General features: G+C 73.9%; 19 protein-coding genes and 1 pseudogene. 12 read left to right on the plus strand and 8 right to left on the minus strand.

Features of this window, described 5'->3' with window-relative positions:
* Positions 1-64 precede the first annotated feature (64 nt).
* Positions 65-334, minus strand: coding sequence for a helix-turn-helix domain-containing protein (locus tag ACIP37_RS24435; protein WP_063346085.1), 270 nt, complete (start codon positions 332-334; stop codon positions 65-67).
* A 160-nt stretch (positions 335-494) separates the two neighbouring features.
* On the opposite strand from ACIP37_RS24435, the gene map reads away from it, so the two are divergent.
* From map to ACIP37_RS24460, 5 genes and pseudogenes are all read left to right on the plus strand, one after another.
* Positions 495-1262 (plus strand): type I methionyl aminopeptidase, encoded by a 768-nt coding sequence (gene map / locus ACIP37_RS24440; RefSeq protein WP_363587308.1) that lies wholly within the window; start codon positions 495-497, stop codon positions 1260-1262.
* Between the two features lie 15 nt (positions 1263-1277).
* Positions 1278-1409: pseudogene (locus ACIP37_RS24445) on the plus strand (hydrolase); the annotation flags it as partial.
* A 181-nt stretch (positions 1410-1590) separates the two neighbouring features.
* Positions 1591-3072 carry an alpha/beta hydrolase gene (locus ACIP37_RS24450; protein ID WP_363587309.1) on the plus strand — a complete coding sequence of 494 codons (1482 nt, stop codon included), beginning with the start codon at positions 1591-1593 and terminating at the stop codon, positions 3070-3072.
* Positions 3073-3252: 180 nt separating this feature from the next.
* Positions 3253-5643 carry a transglycosylase domain-containing protein gene (locus tag ACIP37_RS24455; protein ID WP_363629641.1) on the plus strand — a complete coding sequence of 797 codons (2391 nt, stop codon included), beginning with the start codon at positions 3253-3255 and terminating at the stop codon, positions 5641-5643.
* Positions 5644-5711: 68 nt separating this feature from the next.
* Positions 5712-6008: a hypothetical protein gene (locus ACIP37_RS24460; protein ID WP_400844517.1), complete on the plus strand. Its 297-nt coding sequence runs from the start codon at positions 5712-5714 to the stop codon at positions 6006-6008.
* Positions 6009-6016: 8 nt separating this feature from the next.
* Here ACIP37_RS24460 and ACIP37_RS24465 read toward each other — a convergent pair whose 3' ends face one another.
* Both ACIP37_RS24465 and ACIP37_RS24470 read right to left on the minus strand, forming a co-directional pair.
* Entirely contained in the window at positions 6017-6601 is a 585-nt protein-coding gene (locus ACIP37_RS24465; RefSeq protein WP_350886005.1) for a hypothetical protein, read from the minus strand.
* A 31-nt stretch (positions 6602-6632) separates the two neighbouring features.
* The gene (locus ACIP37_RS24470) at positions 6633-7181 is read right to left on the minus strand and encodes an alpha/beta fold hydrolase (RefSeq protein WP_363621907.1); all 549 of its coding nucleotides are present in this window, start codon (positions 7179-7181) and stop codon (positions 6633-6635) included.
* Between the two features lie 256 nt (positions 7182-7437).
* On the opposite strand from ACIP37_RS24470, the gene ACIP37_RS24475 reads away from it, so the two are divergent.
* The 3 genes from ACIP37_RS24475 (at position 7438) to ACIP37_RS24485 (ending at position 10042) form a co-directional block, all read left to right on the plus strand.
* Entirely contained in the window at positions 7438-8004 is a 567-nt protein-coding gene (locus ACIP37_RS24475) for a DJ-1/PfpI family protein (protein ID WP_363587313.1), read from the plus strand.
* A gap of 201 nt (positions 8005-8205) precedes the next feature.
* Positions 8206-9408: a serine hydrolase domain-containing protein gene (locus ACIP37_RS24480; RefSeq protein ID WP_363587314.1), complete on the plus strand. Its 1203-nt coding sequence runs from the start codon at positions 8206-8208 to the stop codon at positions 9406-9408.
* Between the two features lie 73 nt (positions 9409-9481).
* Positions 9482-10042: a gamma carbonic anhydrase family protein gene (locus ACIP37_RS24485; RefSeq protein ID WP_363587315.1), complete on the plus strand. Its 561-nt coding sequence runs from the start codon at positions 9482-9484 to the stop codon at positions 10040-10042.
* Here ACIP37_RS24485 and ACIP37_RS24490 read toward each other — a convergent pair.
* Positions 10039-11253, minus strand: a complete 1215-nt coding sequence (locus tag ACIP37_RS24490; RefSeq protein WP_400810140.1) for an MFS transporter — start codon at positions 11251-11253, stop codon at positions 10039-10041. The genes ACIP37_RS24485 and ACIP37_RS24490 overlap by 4 nt on opposite strands.
* A gap of 156 nt (positions 11254-11409) precedes the next feature.
* On the opposite strand from ACIP37_RS24490, the gene ACIP37_RS24495 reads away from it, so the two are divergent.
* The 4 genes from ACIP37_RS24495 (at position 11410) to ACIP37_RS24510 (ending at position 13269) form a co-directional block, all read left to right on the plus strand.
* Positions 11410-11646, plus strand: coding sequence for a DUF2277 domain-containing protein (locus tag ACIP37_RS24495; protein WP_400810141.1), 237 nt, complete (start codon positions 11410-11412; stop codon positions 11644-11646).
* Positions 11647-11728: 82 nt separating this feature from the next.
* The gene (locus tag ACIP37_RS24500) at positions 11729-11965 is read left to right on the plus strand and encodes a DUF6296 family protein (RefSeq protein WP_350886018.1); all 237 of its coding nucleotides are present in this window, start codon (positions 11729-11731) and stop codon (positions 11963-11965) included.
* A gap of 95 nt (positions 11966-12060) precedes the next feature.
* A complete protein-coding gene (locus ACIP37_RS24505; RefSeq protein ID WP_063346074.1) occupies positions 12061-12345 on the plus strand; it encodes a DUF427 domain-containing protein in 285 nt (94 codons plus the stop codon).
* A 102-nt stretch (positions 12346-12447) separates the two neighbouring features.
* On the plus strand, positions 12448-13269 hold the full coding sequence (locus ACIP37_RS24510) for a hypothetical protein (protein WP_400810143.1): 822 nt from the start codon (positions 12448-12450) through the stop codon (positions 13267-13269).
* 4 nt (positions 13270-13273) lie between these two features.
* Here the strand turns inward: ACIP37_RS24510 and ACIP37_RS24515 are convergent, their stop codons facing one another.
* From ACIP37_RS24515 to ACIP37_RS24530, 4 genes are all read right to left on the minus strand, one after another.
* The gene (locus ACIP37_RS24515; protein ID WP_363587318.1) at positions 13274-13615 is read right to left on the minus strand and encodes a hypothetical protein; all 342 of its coding nucleotides are present in this window, start codon (positions 13613-13615) and stop codon (positions 13274-13276) included.
* Positions 13616-13715: 100 nt separating this feature from the next.
* On the minus strand, positions 13716-13880 hold the full coding sequence (locus tag ACIP37_RS24520; protein ID WP_159398310.1) for a hypothetical protein: 165 nt from the start codon (positions 13878-13880) through the stop codon (positions 13716-13718).
* 216 nt (positions 13881-14096) lie between these two features.
* Positions 14097-15311 (minus strand): cytochrome P450, encoded by a 1215-nt coding sequence (locus tag ACIP37_RS24525; RefSeq protein ID WP_400810145.1) that lies wholly within the window; start codon positions 15309-15311, stop codon positions 14097-14099.
* A gap of 145 nt (positions 15312-15456) precedes the next feature.
* The gene (locus ACIP37_RS24530; RefSeq protein WP_363587319.1) at positions 15457-15675 is read right to left on the minus strand and encodes a ferredoxin; all 219 of its coding nucleotides are present in this window, start codon (positions 15673-15675) and stop codon (positions 15457-15459) included.
* Positions 15676-15711: the final 36 nt, after the last annotated feature.

The raw sequence follows: 15711 nt of genomic DNA on the forward strand, positions 1-15711 counted from the left end.
GCCCGGCAAAAGGCCGTTAAGCCGGTAAGGCGTTAAAGCGGTAAGGCGTTAAAGCGTTAAGGCGTCACGCCGAGAGGGCTTCGCCGTCCTCCGGGAGCGCGCACACGGCCGCCAGCTCGTCCAGCGACAGATCCAGCGCGAACGCCAGCGCGGCGATGGTGAAGAACGACGGCGTCGGCGCCCGTCCGGTCTCGATCTTGCGCAACGTCTCCGCCGAGACGCCGGCCACCGCCGCCACCTCGACCATGCTGCGCGCGCCGCGCGCCTCGCGCAGCAGCGCCCCGAAGCGCTCCCCGCGCTCGCGCTCCCACGGGGTCAGTGGAGTCCTCACCATGCCGTCGATACTAGGCCCTCCCTCCGGGGTCGCGTCGTGCTCCCGCGAGGTCGCGCCGTGCGCCCCGCTCCGGTGCTCCCGTCCTGCCGCGCGGCCGCCCCGCCTTCGACCGTGATACAAATACCGGTATAAGAATTGGATTGAGGGGAGACGACCCACCATGGTCGAAATCAAGTCGGACGCCGCCCTGGACGCGATGCGCGAAGCCGGGCGGGTGGTGGCGGACGCGCTGGCCGCCGTGCAGGACGCGGCGGCCGTGGGCGTCAGCCTGCTGGAGCTGGACGAGGTGGCGCACGGCGTGCTGAGGGCGGCCGGGGCCACCTCGCCGTTCCTCGGCTACCGGCCGTCCTTCGCGCCCGTGCCGTTCCCGGCCGTCATCTGCGCCTCGGTGAACGACGCCGTCGTGCACGGCATCCCGGGCGGCTACCGGCTGCGCGACGGCGACCTGGTGAGCATCGACTGCGGCGCCCTCCTGGACGGCTGGGCCGGGGACTCCGCCGTCAGCTTCACCGTCGGCGCCGCCCGGCCCGAGGACGCGGTACTGATCGACACCACCCGGCGCGCCCTGGAGGCCGGGATCGCCGCCGCCGTGGTCGGCAACCGGATCGGCGACATCGCGCACGCCATCGGCAAGGTCGCCCGCGCCGGACGCTACGGCCTGCTCGAAGGCTTCGGCGGGCACGGCATCGGGCGGAGCATGCACGAGGACCCGCACGTACCCAACGAGGGCCGCCCGGGCCGGGGTTACCCGCTGCGCCCCGGCCTGGTGCTGGCGCTGGAGCCGATGCTGACGGCGGGCGGCCGGGGCGACTACCACACCGATCCGGACGGCTGGACGCTGCGCACCACGGACGGCAGCCGTGCCGCGCACATCGAGCACACCGTCGCCATCACCGAGGACGGCCCGCGCGTCCTGACCCTCCGGTAGCCGGAGCGCGGTGGGCTGATGGTCGGCGACGACCGGACCTGTGACGGCGGGGCGGCCGCCCTCGGCTGCGCCTTCCACCCGGTGGACCATCTGCCGGTCGAGCAGCGCCCGGCCGCTCTGACGCCGCTGCTCGACCTGCCGCCCTGACCGCCGCCGGCGGCTTCGCTTCCGGCCGCGTGAGCCGCCGTGTGCGCCGGCCTCCGAGCCGGATCCGCTGGAGGATTTGACGCACTGTCAAGTGCGGTCGGGCTTGCGGGGGTTTACCCCACCACCGGTCGGCCCGCTGCCCGGATGGGCCCAAGTCTTCGTGCCCGGAAGACTTCCGGGCATGCCGAACCTCAACCGCACCCTCGCCGTGGTCACCGCGGCCGCCGCGCTCTCCGTCACCGCCCTCGCCGCCCACCCCGCCGCCGCGGCCGGCTCGGACCGCCTCACCTGGACGGCCTGCCCGGGCCAGGCCGATCCCCGCCAGCAGTGCGCCACCGTCACCGTGCCGCTCGACTATGCGCACCCGGATGGCGAGCGCATCACCATCGCCGTCTCCCGGATCACGGCCGCCAAGCCCGGTCTGCGCCGTGGTGTGCTGCTGACCGTCCCGGGCGGGCCGGGCGGCTCCGGTGTGGACGTCCCGAGCGGCGCGGTGAAGCGCCTGCCGCAGTCCGTCCTCGACCGCTACGACCTGGTCGGCTTCGATCCGCGCGGCGTGGGCCGCTCCACGCCGGTCAGCTGCGGTCTGGAGCACGCCGATCTCGCGATGGTGAAGCTGCGCCCGTGGCCGGCCGCGGACGGCTCGATCGACGACAACCTGGCCACCGCCCGCCGGATCGCCGAGACCTGCGCCCGCAACGGCGGCCCGGTGCTGCGCAGCATCTCCACCCGGAACGAGGCCCGGGACATCGACCGGATCCGCGAGGCCCTCGGCGAGCGCCGGCTCTCCGCCTGGGGCACCTCGTACGGCACGTACGCGGGGGCGGTGTACGCCACCATGTTCCCCGGGCGCACCGACCGGATCGTGCTGGACAGCAACGACGACCCGGACCCGTCGCGGGTGGGGCGCGGCTGGCTCGCCGCCTTCGGCCGGGGCGCCGAGGACCGCTTCCCGGACTTCGCCGCGTGGGCTTCGGCGCCGGGCAACCCGGACCGGGTCGCGGACACCCCGGACGAGGTCCGCCCGCTGTTCCTGGACCTCGCCGCCCGCCTCGACGCCGCGCCGCTGCCCTGGCCCGGCGCCAACCCTGCGGAACTGAGCGGCAACGTGCTGCGCGAGACGATGCTGGAGAGCCTGTACGCGGACGCCAAGTTCCCCGACCTGGCCCGGCTGATGTTGGTCGGCCTCGGCCGTCGGCCGCTGCCCGCCCCGGTGCTGCCGCCGGACGAGGCGGTGCAGAACACCATCGCCGTGTCGGTCGGCACCCTCTGCAACGACGTCGGCTGGCCCGCCGATCCGGCCGGTTACGTCCGGGACGTGGCCGCCGAGCGCGCCGCCCGTCCGCTCACCGCGGGCATGCCGGTGAACGTGATGCCGTGCGCCTTCGGGCCGTTCGCGCCGGGCGAGCCGCCGGTGCGGGTGACCGGCCGGGGCCCGGCGAACATCCTGCTGGCGCAGAACCTGCGGGATCCGGCCACCCCGTACGCGGGTGCGCTCAAGCTCCGTGCGGCGCTGGGTGATCGGGCCCGGATGGTGACGGTGGACTCCGGCGGCCACGACGTCTACCGGGCCAACGGGAACGCCTGCGGCGACGCGGCGGTGACGGACTTCCTGGTCACCGGTCGTCGCCCGGCCGGGGACGTGTCCTGCCCGGCAGGCTGAGCAGGGGCGGGCCGGCCGACCGGCGGACGGCGGGATCAACAGGCCGTAGACGAACGGTCCTTGTCCGAACCCGGGCGTCCGTCCGACCGGCTGGAATGAGCCGAATCTGTGGCGGATTTGTGACAAAGCTTCGCCAACACCCTGCCCTGGCACGGTATTCGCGGCCGTAGTGTTCCAGTTATGTCACCGAAGAGCCGCATACCTGCCCCGGACGCGGGCGACACCTGGGTGCCGCGCCCGCGGCGTCGTGAGACCCCGATCGGATTCCTGGGTCACACGGTCACGTTCCTCGGCTGCTGCACTCTCGGCGGTGTCCTGCTGGCCGGCCTCATCCTTCCCGCGGCGGGCGCCGTCGGGCTCGGGGCCAAGAGCAGCGCCGAGGGCTTCGAGAGCATCCCCGACGACTTCAAGGCGCCGGCGCTGACGCAGGCCACCCAGGTCTTCGACGCCAAGGGAGGCCTGATCGCCAAGGTCTACGAGCGGGACCGCACGGTGATACCCGCCGAGCAGATGTCACCGCTGATGCGCCAGGCGCAGGTGGACATCGAGGACGCCCGCTTCTACGAGCACGGCGCCGTCGACCTCAAGGGCATCCTGCGGGCGATCACCAAGAACGCGGAGAGCGGCGCCGCCGTCCAGGGCGCGTCGACGCTGACCCAGCAGTACGTGAAGAACGTCAACGTGGAGAAGGCCGGCGACGACCCGGTGGCCGTCCTGGAGGCGCAGCGCAAGACGCTCGGCCGCAAGATCCAGGAACTCCGGTACGCCATCAAGCTGGAGGAGGATCTGACGAAGGATCAGATCCTCACCAACTACCTGAACATCACCTTCTACGGCCATCAGGCGTACGGCATACAGGCGGCCTCCCAGCGCTACTTCAGCAAGGACGCGAAGGACCTCGCCCTCCCCGAGGCGGCCATGCTCGCCGGGCTGGTGCAGAACCCGTCCCAGTACGACCCGAAGCTGCACCCGGTGGCCGCGCAGAAGCGTCGGGACACCGTCATCGACAAGATGGTCGAGAACAAGCACATCACCGCGGACCAGGCCAAGGAGGCCAAGGCCGCGCCGCTGGGCCTGAAGTACCGGGACCCGCAGAACGGCTGCATCACCGCCCAGGCCGGCATGGGCTTCTTCTGCGACTACGTGCGCCACGTGGTCAAGCAGGACCCGGTGTTCGGCAAGAGCGCCGCCGAGCGCAAGAAGCTGTGGGACACCGGCGGCCTCAACATCTACACCACGCTGGACCCGGACAAGCAGGCCGCCGCCCAGAACGCCGTCTCCGAGCAGGTGTACGTCACCGACCCGGTCTCGGCGGCGATGACGATGGTCGAGCCCGGCACCGGCAAGATCCTGGCGATGGCGCAGACCCGCCCCTACGGTCTGGCGAAGGAGAAGAACCAGACCGTCGTCAACTACAACGTGGACGCGGCGATGGGCGGCGGCATCGGCTTCCAGCCCGGCTCCAACTTCAAGCCGATCGTGGCCGCCGCCGCCCTGGAGGCCGGCCTGCCGCCCACCCAGCGGTACGACTCGCCCAACCGGATGGACTGGCCGACGACGAGGACCTGCGACGGCACCTGGAAGAACCCGAACAAGGGCAAGAAGGAGGGCAGCATCCCGAACGAGAGCCCGCGCGAGGTCGGCCCGTACGAGCTCAAGGAGGCGATGGCCCTCTCGGTGAACACCTACTTCGTGCAGATGGAGCAGGAGATCGGCCTCTGCGCGGTCAAGCAGATGGCCAACAAGCTGGGCGTCACCGGCAAGGCCGACGGCAAGCCGCTGGAAGAGGTCCCCGCCCTCGGCCTCGGCACCCAGGAGGTGAGCCCGTTGACGATGGCCAACGTGTACGCGAGCTTCGCCGCCCGCGGCACCTACTGCGTGCCGCTGGCGATCAACAAGATCTCCACGGTGGACGGCAAGGACGTCCCGGTGAGCCCGGCCAAGTGCACCGAGGCGATGTCCACGGACACCGCCGACGTGATCAACAGCGTGCTGCTCGGGGTGACGGAGAAGGGCACCGCCAAGGAGCTCAGGCTGGACGACCGCCGGCAGATCGCGGCCAAGACCGGGACGACGGACGAGAAGAAGTCGGCCTGGTTCACCGGCTACACCGGCAACCTGGCCGGCTCGGTCTGGCTGGGCAGCCCGGGCACCAAGGTGCCGATGAAGAACATCCGGATCGGCGGCCACTACCAGCAGGAGGTCTTCGGCGCGACCGGCCCGGGCCCGATCTGGGAGCAGGCGATGAGCGACGCCGTCCGGAACATGCCGGAGAAGGACTTCCCGACGGTCTACATCCCGGACCCGCCCAAGCGCGACCCGAGCTGCGCCACCCCCAGCGGCTCGCCGACCGGCACCTGCGGGAGCGGCTCGGGCAAGCAGCGCCCGAGCAGCCCCGGCAACCCGAGCAGCCCCGGCACCCTGAGCACCCCGGGCAGCACGGGCGGTCCGCTCAACCCGAACAGTCCGGTCGGCCGCTCCGCGCCGTCCACGCCGTCGGGGCAGCCCGGGCAGTCCACCCCGTTGGCTCCCCCCGCGCCGGCCGACCCCGGCGACAACCAGGACCAGTGAGCCGCCCGGTCCCGCCTGAGTACCCGTACTCAGGCGGGGCCGCGGACCGGCGGCGGACGATGGGTGCCATGCCGCACAGCATCCTCGGTGTCCCCGCCGTGTTCTGGCCCTCGATCGGCTACCTGGCCGGGTACCTGGTGATCGGGCTAGCCGCCGCCCGCGAACTGCGCGCGGGCACCAGCGCGGCCAACGCGGTCCGGCAGTGGACCGCCGCCGTCTGGACGATGCCCGGCTTCCTGCCGGCGATGCTCGTCAACCCGTTCCCGGACGGCAGTGCGGCCCGCTTCCTGTCCGCCACCGCCGTGGGCGCGGCGGGCAACGCGGCGCTGCTCGCCCTGCTCGCCCACGTGGTGGGGCTGCCGTAGCGCGGACGCTACCGTGCCTCGACCGGCTCGCCGGTGTCCTGGTCCAGGTTGAAGACCCGCCGGTAGGAGTCGGTGACCACGGTGATCTGGTCCCGGCCGGTCCAACTCGCCTCCACCAGCCGGGCGTCGTCCGGTGCCCGGCCGATCTGGGCCAGCGACCAGCGCCGCCCGGACCAGCCCGCGCCGACCTCCAGCAGCACCTGCCAGTCGTCGTTGTCCTTCGGCGCGGTGGCGTACGAGCGGTGCACCACGACCAGGGCCAGCTCCGGGCGGGCCGGGGCGGTCTCCCGGCTGCGCGTCTCGGCCGCCGAGACCTTGTGCGCGGCCAGCACGCCGAGCAGGAACACCACCCCGGCCGTCACCGTGACCGCCCGGGTGGCCGTCCGTACGGCGGTGCGCCGGTCGCCCAGCCAGGCGGCGGCGATCAGCGCGGCCAGCGCCGCGCCGAGCAGCAGCTCGGGCCGGTTGAGCAGGTCGGCGACCAGCATCAGCCCGCCCGAGCGGCTCTCCCACTGCCCCTCGGTGTAGAGCAGCACGGCGGCCGCCCCGCCCGCCAGCAGCAGCCGGACCAGGACGCGCCTGGCCTTCGGCATCCGGTTCCTCATCGTCCCCCCGTCCGATGCGTCACAGCTCTGCGAGCAGCTTGCGGCCCTCCGGCCAGTCGCCCAGCCCGGAGTCCGAGTTGAGGTGTCCGTACGCGCCCGGCTCGACGTACCGGGCGCCCCACGCGCCGGCGAACAGCCGGGCCCGCTCGGGGCTGACCCACGGGTCGTCGGTGCTGGCGACGACCACGGCCGGGAACGGGAACGGCGCCAGGGCCACCGGCCGGAAGCCGGTCAGCTGCGGGACTTCGGCGGTGTCGATGTCCGCGGGGGCGACCAGCAGCGCGCCGCGCACCGCGGCGGTCCGCCCGGCGGGCGCGGCGGCCACCCAGCGGGCCACCGTGACGCAGCCGAGGCTGTGGGCGACCAGCACCACCGGCCCGTCGGCGGCGGCCTCGGCCACCGCCGCGTCCACCCGGGCGATCCAGTCGCTCTGGTCGGGGTGGTCCCAGTCCGCCTGCTGGACCCGGCGGAAGGCGTCCGGTTCGGCGGCCTCCCAGCGGGTCTGCCAGTGCTCCGGGCCCGAGTTCTGGTAGCCGGGCAGGACGAGGTGGGTGGTGCGGTCCGGCATGGGCTCCTCCGGTGTGCGGTCGTGGCGGGCAGCAGGAGTCTAGGACGCGGGCAGCCGCGGCCCGCAGCCGGGCGGTGACCCGGCGCGCACGGCCCTCGGCAGGCGCGTACGCCCGGTGACGCGCCGCAGTACGCCCGGTGCGCCCTGTTGCCAACGGCACGGCCGGTGCGGGAGGTTGGTCCGGGCCCGCGGCCGGTGGCCACCGGCCGGGGCCCACGCCGTGTCGGACGCTCGACCATGTGGAGGGATGTCGGCGATGACATCGAAGATCCTGCTCGTCACCGGGGACGCCGCCGAGTCGCTGGAGGTGTTCTACCCGTACCAGCGGCTGCGCGAGGAGGGCTACCAGGTCGACATCGCCGCCCCGACCAGGAAGCGACTCCAGTTCGTCGTCCACGACTTCGTCGACGGCTACGACACCTACACCGAGAAGCCCGGCTACACCTGGCCCGCCGACCTCGCCTTCGCCGACGTCGACCCGGCCGACTACGTCGCGCTGGTCATCCCCGGCGGCCGCGCCCCCGAGTACCTTCGCAACGACCCGGACGTGCAGCGGATCGTCCAGCACTTCTTCGCCGGCGACAAGCCGGTCGCACAGATCTGCCACGGCCCGCTGATCACCGCCGCCGCCGGGGTGCTGTCCGGCCGCCGCAGCGCCGCCTACCCGGCGCTGGCGCCGGACGTGAAGGCGGCGGGCGCCGAATTCGTCGACGGCGAGGCGGTGGTGGACGGCGTGGTCGTCTCGGCCCGCGCCTGGCCCGACCACCCGGCGTGGCTGCGCGCGTTCATCGAGATCCTGCGCACCAAGGCGCCGGCTTCCTGACCCGCCCGCCCAGGCCCGTCGCGCCCCCGACCCGTCTCGGGGGCGCGACTCCGGGAACCCGTCAGGGTCACGCCCCTCCCCAGGTAGCAGGCGCGCCGCCCCGGAGGCTGACGACCGCCCCGCAGTCGCCCTGCCATGGTGTCAAAGACCATGGCAGCGGCGGAGGTTGACAGCCCTGCCGGCCGGAACAGGGAGGACGTCATGACCACCGACCCAGCCGCCACCACCCGGCGCCGCCGACGCGGGCCGGCCCTGCGCGCCGCCGTCGCGGCCCTCGCGGGCGCGGGCCTGATCGCCGCGCTCGCCCCGGCCGCCGCCGCCCAGGACGCGGCCCGCCCGGCGAGTGCCACCGACCGCAGCGCCGACTGGACGGCCCTCGACACCGCCCTCGCCGACCTGACCGCGAAGAACGTCGCCACCTCCTCCCTCGCCGCCGTGCGCGAGAACGGCCGGCTCGTCCACCGCGCCGCCGGCGGCGTCGCCCGGCTCGGCGCGGACACCCCCGCCGACCCCGCGGGCCGCTTCCGGATCGGCAGCACCACCAAGACCTTCGTGGCCACCGTGCTGCTCCAACTCGTCGGCGAGGGACGACTGGGACTGGACGACCGCCTGGAGAGCCTGCTGCCCGGCGCGGTGCCGAACAGCGCGGACATCACCGTCCGCGAACTCCTCAACCACACCAGCGGCGTCGCCGACTACACCCAGGACCCGGCCTTCAACTCCTACGACCAGAACTGGCTCGACACCGGCCGCTACACGTCCTACAGCCCGCAGGACCAGGTGGACATCGCCGACAAGTACCCGCCCGCCTTCCGCCCCGGCCAGGACTGGCAGTACTCCAACACCAACTACGCCCTGGTCGCGCTGATCATCGAACGCCTCACCGGCCACGGCTGGAACGAGGAGGTGGAACGCCGGATCATCCGCCCGCTCGGCCTGACGGGCACCTCGATGCCGCTCTACTCCCCGGTCATCCCCGGCTCGCACGCCCACGCCTACCTCAAGCTCGACAGCGGCCCGGCCGACGTCACCTCGCTCAACCCCTCCATGGCCGGCCCCTCCGGCGCGGGCATCTCCACCACCGCGGACCTGACGACGTTCATCCGCGCCCTGCTCGGCGGCCGGCTGCTGCGCCCCGCCGAACTCGCCGAGATGCAGAAGACCACCGCCCACGGCGGGGGCCAGGCCTACGGGCTCGGCCTCCAGCGGGTGGACACCCCGTGCGGTGCGTTCTGGGGCCACGCCGGCGGGATCCCCGGCTACAGCACGATGATGCTCGGCTCGCTCGACGGGAAGCGCCAGTTCGCCAACAGCACGACCTTCTACGACGCGCCGGATCCGGCCGCGGCCCTCGCCGCCTGGCAGCGGGCGGTGAACGCCGGCGTCTGCGGCGGGCAGGGGTAGGACGGGTGCTGCGGATCCGCCCCCTACGCTGTCCGGCGACAGGAACGGCCGACCGTCACCAGGAGGACGAGACATGGCAGAGCCGCTGATCGCCGCAGTCGGGGGCAAGGTGCCCACCGTCGACCCGGGCGCCTTCCTCGCACCGAACGCCGTCGTGGTCGGGGACGTGACGATCGGCCCTGGCGCGGGCGTCTGGTACGGGGCGGTGCTGCGCGGCGACGCCGAGTCCATCACCGTGGGCCGGGACAGCAACATCCAGGACAACTGCACCCTGCACGCCGACCCCGGCTTCCCGCTGGTGGTCGGCGAGCGGATCTCGGTCGGGCACAACGCGGTGCTGCACGGCTGCGTGGTCGAGGACGACGCCTTGGTCGGGATGAACGCCACCGTGCTCAACGGCGCCCGGATCGGCGCCGGTTCGCTGGTCGCGGCGGGCGCGGTGGTGCCGCAGGGCATGCGGGTGCCGCCCGGCTCGCTGGTCGCCGGGGTCCCGGCCAAGGTCCGCCGCGAGCTGACCGAGGACGAGAAGGCCGGCATCAAGGCCAACGGCGAGGGCTACCTGCTGCTGGCCGCCGCCCACCGCGAGCTCGAACCCCTGGCGCAGCCCCGGGCCCAGATCCAGCCCCAGCCCTAACGCTGGACGCCGACCGGAGCCGCCGCGGCCGGAGCCGTCGCGGCAGGCTCCGGTGCGGCGGGCACGGGCCGGCGCCGGTCGGCCGCCCAGGCGAGCACCGCGATCAGCGCGCCCGAAGCGGCCAGGCCTGCGCCCACCAGGGTCGGCGCCGTCCAACCGAACCCGGCGTCCAGGGCCAGCCCGCCGAAGTAGGCGCCCTGCGCGTTGGCCAGGTTGAACGCGCCCTGCACCGTCGCCGAGGCCAGCGTCGGCGCGCTGCGCGCCTTCTGCAGGACCAGCGTCTGCACCGCCGGCACGATCGCGAAGCCGAACAGCCCGATCAGCACCACCGTGACGGCGGCCGACCAGCGGGCGTGCGCGGTCACCGCGAACAGCGCCAGGGTGGCGGCCAGCAGCACGAAGGCGGCGCAGACCGTCGGGCGCAGCGCCCGGTCGGCCGCGAACCCGCCGATCACGTTGCCGATCGTCATCCCCACCCCGAACAGCGCCAGCACCAGTGTCACCGAGCCGGTGGCGTACCCGGACACCTCGGTGAGCAGCGGCGCGATGTAGCTGTAGCAGGCGAAGAAGCCGCCGCAGCCGAACACCACGGTGGCCAGCGCCAGCCACAGCTGCCCGTCGCGGAAGGCCCGCAGCTCGTGCCGCAGCCCGGCCTGCCCGGGGGAGGGCAGCGACGGCACCAGCCGGGCGATGGCGAGCGTCCCGGCGGCGGCGATCAGGACGACCACCAGCATGGTCGCCCGCCAGCCCAGGTGCTGCCCCAGCAGCGTGGCGGCCGGCACGCCGACGATGTTGGCGATGGTCAGGCCGGAGAACATCACGGCCACCGCCCGGGCCCGGCGGTCCGGGGCCACCAGTTCGGCCGCGGCCACCGCGCCGGCCCCGAAGAACGCGCCGTGCGGCAGTCCGGTGATCAGCCGGGCGGCGGCCAGCGTCCAGAAGTCCGGTGCCAGCGCGCACAGCAGGTTGCCGGTGGCGAACAGCCCGGCGAGCGCCACCAGCACGGCCTTGCGCGGCCGGCCGGAGGCGAGCGCGGTGAGCAGCGGGGCGCCGATGACCACGCCCAGCGCGTACGCGGAGATCAGCCAGCCGGCCTGCGGGATGGAGACGTGCAGATCGTCGGCGACCTGGGGGAGCAGCCCCATGGCGGCGAATTCGGTGGTGCCGATGGCGAACGCGGTGACGGCCAGCGCGAGCAGCGCGAGAGGCAAGGGGGTGACTCCGGGGTGACGCCCGCGGACGGGGAGGCGCGGCGGGACGGGGGGATTCGTTCGTCCGGCATCCTAATCCGGCCGGATGACGCCGCCGTGAGGTGCGTGTGACGGGAGGGGGTCGCCAGTACGGCGTCCACGCGCGAGACTGGGTGCATGTGCCGCAACATCAAGACGTTGCGCCCGCCGGTGACGCTCGACGCCGACGAGGACGACTTCCGCGCCGCCGCGCTGCAGTACGTCCGCAAGGTGTCCGGGTTCCGCGCCCCGGCGGCGTACAACCGCGAGGCCTTCGACCGGGCCGTGGACGCGGTCGCCGAGGCCACCGCCCGGCTGCTCACCGAGCTGGAGGTCCGCGGCGCGCCCGCCCGGGCCGCCGAGGCCACCGCGTAGGCCGACCGCCGTCCGGCGGGTCCGCCGACCGCGGCCACGCATCGGGACCAGGAGATCGGGACAATCGGGACAGGAGATGGAGATGACCCCCGCGAACCGTTACGTGCTCACCTTCCCCGGCACCCCCGGCACCCAGGCCCCGCAGGACGTCGTCGTGGTCGTCCGCACCAGCGCGACGGGCCCGGGCGGACACCCGGTGTACGAGGACGCCAGCGGCATCGTCCGTGCCGAGATCAGCGACGCCGGCGAGGTCCGGATGCTCGCCAGCGGCGGCCACCAGTCCCCGCACCTGCCGGTCCACGCCGAGCCGCTGCCCTGACCGTTGCCCCGGCTGTTGCCCTGACCGGCCGGCATCCGCCGACGATTTCCGCGAACCCCCCGGGTGCCGTCCGCCCCTGGGGCAGAATCGGCCGCATGACCACAGCGCGCTGGCAGGGCACCGTCGTCGCCGAGAGCGACGAGACCGTCGTCGTCGAGGGCAACCACTACTTTCCGGTCGAATCCGTCCGGACCGAATTCCTGCGTCCGTCCGACACCACCACCGTCTGCGGCTGGAAGGGCACCGCCGGTTACTACACGCTGGAAGTGGACGGGCGGACCAACCCCGACGCGGCCTGGTACTACGCCGACCCGAAGCCGGAGGCCGAGGAGATCCGCGGCCGGGTGGCGTTCTGGCGCGGGGTCGAGATCACCGGGTAGGGCGTACCCCGGGAGCGGAGGGGGTACCGGACATCTATGGCAGTCTTCCGTAAACCCGGACGTTCCAGGCCTGTCCCCGAGCCCGCCCCCACCCCCGCCGCCGTGCCCGACGCCGGCTTGGCCGGCGAACTCGCCGAACTGGTCGAGCAGGCCGAGCAGCCCGAGGGCGAGTGGCGGATCGCCGAGTACCGGGCCGGCCGCGGCCGCGGCCGGGCCCTGGTGGCGAACGCGGCCCACCTGCTCGGCCGGGGCGGCCGGGTCGCCGCCAAGGGTGCCGCGTTCGGCGGCCGCGCCCTCACCGAGCAACTGGTGCGGGCCGCGCCGCGGATCCCGGTGCGCGACCTCGCCACGCTGCGCGCCCAGCACCCCGGCGCGGCCGACCCGGAGGCGCTGGCCGACCTGCTGGTCACCGGCGCGGCCCGGGCCTCCGGCGCGCTCGGCGCCGGCGTGGGCGCGGCGGCGATGCTGCCGGTGCCGCCCGCGATGCCGGTGGAGATCGCGGCGGAGACGCTCGCCGTCGCGGCCTTGGAGATCAAGCTGATCGCCGAACTGCACGAGGTCTACGGCGCCCGGGCGCCGGGCGGTGTCACCCAGCGGGCCGGGGCCTACCTGGGCGCCTGGGCCAACCGCCGGGGGATCGACGCGAGGTTGCTGTCCCGGCCGGCCGGGTTCGCCGCCCTGGCGCTCGGGGCGGAGGTGCGCCAGCAGGTCAGCCGCCGGCTCACCCGCAGCTCGCTGCGCCGCCTGCCGTCGCTCACCCCGCTGCTGGTCGGCGCCGGCATCGGCGCCACCGTCAACCGGCGCGACACCCGCCGGCTGGCCGTCGAGGTCCGCGCGGACCTGCGTGCGCGTCCCCCGGTCGACCGCGCCTACTGGGCCGCCGCGGCGCCGGCGGTGCGGGGCGAGGTCGTCCCGGGGGACTGAACAGCTAGGGCCTGTCCGGCGGGGCCGGGGCGGCCGCGCCCCGGCCGGCCTTGACGCCGTTCACCATCGCCTGGTGTATCGCCCGCGCGGTGGTCTCGTCCGCCGCCGGGACGGGGCTGCCGGTCACCGTGTACCAGTCCAATGCGCCGGTGTACTGGACGGTGAGCCGGGCCTCGCCGTCCACCCAGGTGGTGTGCACGGTGAGGTCGCCGGAGATGGGGCCGATCTCGGTGGTGGTGACCCCGCCGGGTCCGCTGATGATCGACTGCGTGGTCCAGGTCGCCCACGACGTGCGCGGGTCGACGGGCGGTCGGGCCTGCCTGCCGTTTTGATCGTGTTCGGTCATGCGCTTATCCTCCCCCGCCGGTGAGTCGCTGCCCGGGCAGCGACACCTGCGGTCGCGAAGACCGCCCGGTCCCACCGGGCGGTCGGGTGCTCACAGCTGTTCAGCGGTCCGGACCGGACTCCTCCAGGGTGGGCTCGCCCTCCGCCTGGGAGGTGTCCTGCGCGTGCAGGTTCTGCATCGAGGTGATGCCCTCTTCGGGATCCGCGGCGCGGACGTCCTCGTCACGGTCCGTGCTCATCTCGGCCCGTTCGCTCATGTCGGTCATGGCGGGCTCCGTCTCCTCGGCCGGTCCGGGCGCGCTCCGAGCCGGGGTGCGGCAGGGCCGGGTCTGTCTCTCACCCCCCAGCCTGCCCCCGCCCCGGCCCCGGGGCCAGCCGAACGGGCTAGGGCGGGTCTGACAATTCCCGCCGCGTGCTGATCCGACGCGAATTGTCGGACACGCCCTAGTCGCCGGCCGGCCCCGCCCTCCGTCCGACGGCCGTCACCAGGTGACGGGCAGCGACCGCATTCCGTAGATGAACGCCTCCGAGCGGAACTTCCGCCCCTCCCCGGTGGCCGCCGGCCGCAGGCCGGGCAGCCGCCGGAACAGGGTGGCCAGGGCGATCTGGAGCTCGGCGCGGGCGAGCGGCTGCCCGAGGCACTGGTGCACGCCGAAGCCGAAGGCCATGTGCCGCCGGGCGTCCCGGTCGAGGTCGAGCTGGTCGGCCGGTCGCAGGTCGGCGCCGCCGAACATCTCCTCGTCCTGGTTGGCGGTGGAGATCAGCGCGATCACGCCCTCGCCGGCCCTGATCACGGTGCCGCCCAGCTCGACGTCCTCCAGCGCGACCCGGGGCAGGCCGTGGTCCACGATGGTCAGGTGGCGCAGCAGTTCCTCGACGGCGCCGGGCAGCGCGGCCGGGTCGGCCAGCCTGGCGATCTGCTCGGGCTGGTCGAGGAGCAGGGCGGTGGAGAGCGAGATCATGTTCGCGGTCGTCTCGTGCCCGGCTATCAGCAGCAGGATGCCGGTCGTGGCGACCTCGCCCGGCGTGAGGTCGTCCCGGACGGCGAGCCGGCTGAGGATGTCGTCGCCCGGCTCCTCCCGCTTGCGGGCGGCCAGGCCGCCGAGGTACTCGCGCAGTTCGTCCGAGGCGGCCTGGACCTCCTCGGCCGAGCTGTGCTTGTTGAGCAGGGTCCGGCTGAGGCCCTGGAAGCGGTCCCGGTCCTCGTACGGGACGCCGAGCAGCAGGCAGATCACCAGCGAGGGGACGGGCAGCGCGAAGTCGGCGACCAGATCGGCCTCGGTCCGGCCGTCGGTCATCCGGTCGAGCGCCTCGTCGACGATCTGCTGGATGCCGGGGCGCATCGCCTCGACCCGCTTGACCAGGAAGTCGCCGGTGACCATCCGGCGCTGCCGGGCGTGCTCGGGGTCGTCGAGCCGCAGGAAGCTCGGGTTGGCGAGGAGGGCTTCCCGGCGGCCGGGCACCAGCAGCGGGAACCCCTGGTGGCGGGCGTCCGCGCTGAACCGGCGGTCGGACAGGATGGTGCGGACCTCGGCGTAGCCGGTGGCCAGCCAGCAGGACTCGCCGTCGGGCAGGGCGGCGCGGGTGATGGGTGCCGTCGCGGCGGCCTCGGTGTAGGCGGGCGGCGGGCTGAACGGACAGCCGGCGTCGCGCGGGGCGGGCATCGGAAAGGTCCGGGCGGTGGGTGTGCTCGTCAAGGTGGGGTCTCCTTGCGTCGCAATGTCCTCGGGTGGGTGGGGTGGCGCCGGGGCCGACGGTTCGCGCGACGACGGCCGGGAGCGGCGGTCGTCACGGTGGCCGGGGTCGGCGCGGGCGGGGGACCGTCGGGAGCCGGCGGGGGCGTCAGCCGGCGTCCTCGGCGGAGTCCTCCTCGGTGACGGTGATCGCGCCGCCCGGGCAGAGCTCGGCGGCGAGCCTCAGCACGGCGAACTGCGGGGGCTTGAACTCGGTCTGACGGAGGACCACCAGACTGTCCTGCTCGTCCTGGTCGAAGATCTCCGGAGCGTTCAGGACGCACATCCCGGAGCTGCAGCAGCGGTCCCGGTCGACGCTCACCTTCATGGTCGAGCACCTCTCGCCAGTGCGGCGCCGGGCGTC

Origin of the sequence: Kitasatospora sp. NPDC088861, assembly GCF_044750105.1 — a bacterium.
In the GTDB taxonomy this organism is placed as follows: domain Bacteria; phylum Actinomycetota; class Actinomycetes; order Streptomycetales; family Streptomycetaceae; genus Kitasatospora.